Genomic DNA, 4,614 nt, shown 5'->3' on the forward strand with positions numbered 1-4,614 from the left:
GTAAAGATGGATGCAATGGCTGGCCTCGGATCCGTACCGGCTCCTACGCATCAAGCGAAGGAATTCCTGGCCTATGAAACAGAATGCAGGAACGTGCTGAAGCCGCTGCTGGCAGGGCTGCTCGACATGGCTGAAGCCGCCGGCTGGAACCGGCGAACCGCGGCGTCGGCACTGATGTTCCTCGCAGCGCAGCAAGTGTCGGCAACATCCGAGGTATCCGCCGGCAGCGGCTGAACGGAAATCGGCCAGTCCCTTCACCTATCCGCGGCGGGCCGTGCTTCCCGGTGTTCGGCCCGCCGCAGGCCCTGAACAATCGAGAGGAGGCACAAGCCATGAATCGCGGGCAATTCGAGGAACCGGTCACACTTCTGGTCGGAATGGGCTTTCCGAGGAAGATCGACAGCGTGATGGAAGCCTATGCACTGCTGCAGGACTGGCCGAGCGCCGGCCGCAACGGCGCCCATGCCATCGCACTCAACGCTTGCAAGGCGGGCATCGTCGGCGAAATCGATCCGGAGACGGTGCGGGCCACGCTGGTCAGCTTCGCGCGCCGCCACGACATACTGGTGCCTGACATGGTTACGCCGCTCGCGACGGCGGCGGGTGGTGCGCTGCGCACCAGCTGAACTACGATGACGGCGCTGCATCAGCGCCTGAACACGCTGTTCTTGCGATAGGCCAGGCGCCCACCGGACACGTTGGAATTCCGTTTCGGGCGGTAGTGTTCTCGTTGGTCAGTCGAGCGAACGCGTCAGCAAGACTGACCTGTTCTGCCCGAATAGCGCCTCTGAGCGCGCCCTTCCGGTTAAAAAAGTATCATCCATTGTCTTGAATCGTGGTGGCGCCTGTTGTCATGAGCCGGTACCGTGGCTCTTGAAATGCAGAGCCGAAACCAATTCGGCCGGTTTAGGGAATTGGGCCGAACGCGGCAAATATCCGTGCCGGCCGGGAGGAAACGGACATGGAACCGGACCTGGAAGTTGTCCAGATACGACGCGGGGAGTCCTTCAAGGCGTGGTCGCATGGCTACCCCTTCCATACGGTGCGCTGGCACTTCCATCCAGAATATGAACTGCATCAGGTAATCTTCACCAACGGCCGCTATTTCGTCGGCGACTTCATCGGCGAGTTCGAGCCGGGCAATCTGGTGCTGACGGGGCCGAACCTGCCGCACAATTGGGTCAGCGACATCCCCAAGGACAGCTCGATCCCGCTGCGCGGCCGCATCATTCAGTTTTCCGAAAGTTTCATCGGCGATGCCATGCATGTGCTGCCGGAGCTGGCGGGGCTTGCGGCTCTGCTCGAGGCGTCGCGGCGCGGCGTGCTGTTTTCCAACCGCACCAGCAAGGCGCTGGCGCCATTGATGGAAGAGATGATGCAGGCGCAGGGCGTGCGCCGCATCGAGCTGTTCATGATGATCGCCGGCCTGCTAAGCCGCGCCCAGGAATTCCAGCTGCTGGCCAGCGCCAGCTATCGGCCCGATCCGTCGGGCTACATGACCGCCGGCATGAACAAGGCGCTCGCCTATATCAGGGAGAACCTGACGCAGCTGTTCGACGAGGCGGATCTCGCCGCCATCGCCGGCCAGTCGACCGGGGCCTTCTCGCGCTCGTTTCGCCGCCACACCGGCATGTCGCTGGTGCAGTACGTCAAGCGGCTGCGCATCAATCTCGCCTGCCAGATCCTGATGAGCGACGAGCAGGCCTCGATCACCGACATCTGCTACGAGGTCGGCTTCAACAACCTGTCCAATTTCAACCGGCAGTTCCTGGCGGAGAAGGGCATGCCGCCCTCGCGCTTCAGGCGCCTGCTGGCCGACAACATCAACGCGGGAAAAGCCGCTTAACGGAGGAGCCAGGGAGGAACCAAGGGAGGATTTTTCTTTTGCATGACGGACGTGAGCCGCGTTGAGCGGTTCGCGATGGGGAACGCTTGTCTCGAATTCCTCCGTCGGCGGAGGACGTCGGCGCGGCTCGAAAGTCCAGCGCCGGACCCTGGTTCCCCTGCAGTTGGGGCGAGGGTGGATGGGTGTCTTCAGACCACCAAAGCAGTCAACGACCTTCTTACAACATATCCAGAAACGGAGAAGACCGAATGACCAAACTTTCAATTTCATTGAAGTCCACTGGCAAGTCCGCCGGCATGGCAGCGCTTGCGCTGTCGCTGCTGGCAGGCACCGCCGCTATCGCCAAGGCAGCCGAAGTCACCGACGCCACCGTCGCCTTCCTGATGCCTGATCAGGCCTCGACCCGTTACGAACAGCATGATTATCCCGGCTTCGCCGCCGAGATGAAGAAGCTATGCCCGGGCTGCAAGGTGCTCTACCAGAACGCCGATGCCGACGCCTCGCGCCAGCAGCAGCAGTTCAACTCGGTGATCTCGCAGGGCGCCAAGGCGATTGTGCTCGACCCCGTCGACTCGACCGCCGCCGCCTCGCTGGTCAAGCTGGCGCAGAGCCAGGGCATCAAGGTCATAGCCTATGACCGGCCAATCCCGACAGCGCCGGCCGACTTCTATGTCTCGTTCAACAATGAAGGCATCGGCAAGGCCATCGCCGATTCGCTGGTCGAGCACCTGAAGGCGCTGAAGGTCGATCCGGCCACCGGCGGCGTTTTACAGATCAACGGTTCGCCGACCGACGCGGCGGCCGGCCTGATCAAGAAGGGCATCCATGCCGGCCTCGACAACAGCGGCTACAAGATCCTGGCCGAATACGACACGCCGGAATGGGCGCCGCCGAAGGCGCAGCAATGGGCCGGCGGCCAGATCACCCGCTTCGGCCCGAAAATCCTCGGCGTGGTTGCCGCCAATGACGGCACCGGTGGCGGCGCCATCGCGGCCTTCAAGGCGGCCGGCGTCGATCCGGTGCCGCCGGTGACCGGCAATGACGCGACCATCGCAGCCTTGCAGCTGATCATCGCCGGCGACCAGTACAACACCATCTCCAAGCCGAGCGAGATCGTGGCGGCGGCCGCCGCCAACATCGCCATCAAGCTACTTTCTGGCGAGACGCCTAAGGCCGAGATGACGCTGTACGATACGCCCTCGCAGCTGTTCACGCCGGCTGTTGTGACGCAGGAAAACCTGAAGGCCGAGATCATCGACAAGAAGATCAACACCGCGGCCGAGCTCTGCGTCGATCGTTACGCGGAAGGCTGCAAGAAGCTGGGCATCGGGAACTGACCGCGACCCTTGCCCGCTCCGCTGCCTGGCCACCCGCGCGGTGGCCAGGCAGCGCTCATGCGAAATTTTTGAACCGGTTTTGAAAGGCTTCCTGGCATGACCGATACCTCGGACGAACCGGTTCCGGCAGGCGAGCTGGTGCTCAGCCTGCGCGGCGTTTCGAAGAATTTCGGCGCCGTTTCGGCGCTCACCGACATCGATCTCGATGTTCATGCAGGCGAAGTGGTGGCGCTGGTCGGCGACAATGGCGCCGGCAAGTCGACCCTGGTCAAGATCCTGGCCGGCGTGCATCAGCCGAGCTCAGGCACGATCAGTTTTCGCGGCAAGCCGGTGACGCTTGCCGATCCGAGTGCCGCGCTGACGCTCGGTATCGCCACCGTGTTCCAGGACCTGGCGCTGTGCGAGAACCTCGACATCGTCGCCAACATCTTCCTTGGCCGCGAACTCAGCCCGCTGCGGCTGGACGAGGTGGCGATGGAAGTGCGCGCCTGGACGCTGCTCAACGAGCTTTCGGCGCGCATCCCGAGTGTCCGCGAAGTGGTCGCTTCACTGTCGGGCGGCCAGCGCCAGACGGTGGCGATCGCGCGCTCGCTGCTGCTCGAACCCAAGCTCATCCTGCTCGACGAGCCGACGGCAGCGCTTGGCGTGGCGCAGACGGCGGAAGTGCTCAATTTGATCGAGCGGGTGCGCGACCGCGGCCTCGGCGTCGTCATCATCAGCCACAACATGGAAGACGTGCGCGCCGTCGCCGACCGCATCGTCGTGCTGCGGCTTGGCCGCAACAACGGCATCTTCTCGCCCGATGCCTCGAACCAGGAACTGGTCAGCGCCATCACCGGCGCTTCGAACAATTCGGTGTCGCGGCGCGCCGAGCGCAGGCAGGCCAGGCAAGACCAGACCCAGGAGCCACGCCCATGAGCCGCGAAGCCGAACAGGCTGCCCCCGTGCCGCCGCAGCTCGACCGCGCCGATGTGCGCGTCAAGCACGAGGCGGGGATCGGCGGCGCCATCCGCCGGTTCTTCGACCGGGTCCGCTCGGGCGATCTCGGCTCGCTGCCAGTGATTGTCGGGCTGGTCATCATCTGGACGGTGTTCGCCAGCATCAACCCGATCTTCCTGTCGAGCAGCAATCTGGTCAATCTGCTGTTCGATTGCTCCACCGTCGGCGTCATCGCGCTCGGCATCGTCTGCGTTTTGATGGTCGGCGAGATCGACCTGTCGGTCGGTTCGATCAGCGGCTTTGCCTCGGCCATGGTCGGCACGCTGTGGGTCAACCAGGGCTGGCCGGTGGCGCTCGCGATTCTGGCCGCTGTTGCCGTCGGCGGCTTCATCGGCGCCCTCTATGCGCTGCTGTTCAACCGGCTCGGCATGCCGAGCCGGTTGAACAGCAGCGCATAGAGGGCGCCGATGAAGCCGCCGACGGCAACAGCGG

At 63.8% G+C, this 4,614-nt stretch carries 5 protein-coding genes and 1 pseudogene; all 6 read left to right on the top strand.

Annotation, left to right across the window (positions count from 1 at the left end; genetic code table 11):
* The coding region (locus EN991_RS24435) for a hypothetical protein (RefSeq protein WP_348630505.1) at window positions 1-234 on the top strand (234 nt) is incomplete at its 5' end.
* 98 nt (window positions 235-332) lie between these two features.
* Window positions 333-626, top strand: coding sequence for a DUF982 domain-containing protein (locus EN991_RS24440; RefSeq protein WP_127369724.1), 294 nt, complete (start codon window positions 333-335; stop codon window positions 624-626).
* A 335-nt stretch (window positions 627-961) separates the two neighbouring features.
* Complete coding sequence (locus EN991_RS24445; protein WP_013530722.1) at window positions 962-1,846, top strand: AraC family transcriptional regulator; 885 nt, start codon at window positions 962-964, stop codon at window positions 1,844-1,846.
* Between the two features lie 248 nt (window positions 1,847-2,094).
* Window positions 2,095-3,183 carry a sugar ABC transporter substrate-binding protein gene (locus tag EN991_RS24450; protein ID WP_013530723.1) on the top strand — a complete coding sequence of 363 codons (1,089 nt, stop codon included), beginning with the start codon at window positions 2,095-2,097 and terminating at the stop codon, window positions 3,181-3,183.
* A gap of 96 nt (window positions 3,184-3,279) precedes the next feature.
* A complete protein-coding gene (locus EN991_RS24455; protein WP_013530724.1) occupies window positions 3,280-4,101 on the top strand; it encodes an ATP-binding cassette domain-containing protein in 822 nt (273 codons plus the stop codon).
* Window positions 4,098-4,577: pseudogene (locus tag EN991_RS24460) on the top strand (sugar ABC transporter permease); the annotation flags it as partial. The gene EN991_RS24455 and the pseudogene EN991_RS24460, both read left to right, overlap by 4 nt.
* Window positions 4,578-4,614 lie beyond the last annotated feature (37 nt).

The organism is Mesorhizobium sp. M7A.F.Ca.US.005.03.2.1 (assembly GCF_003997795.1).
Lineage (GTDB): Bacteria > Pseudomonadota > Alphaproteobacteria > Rhizobiales > Rhizobiaceae > Mesorhizobium > Mesorhizobium ciceri.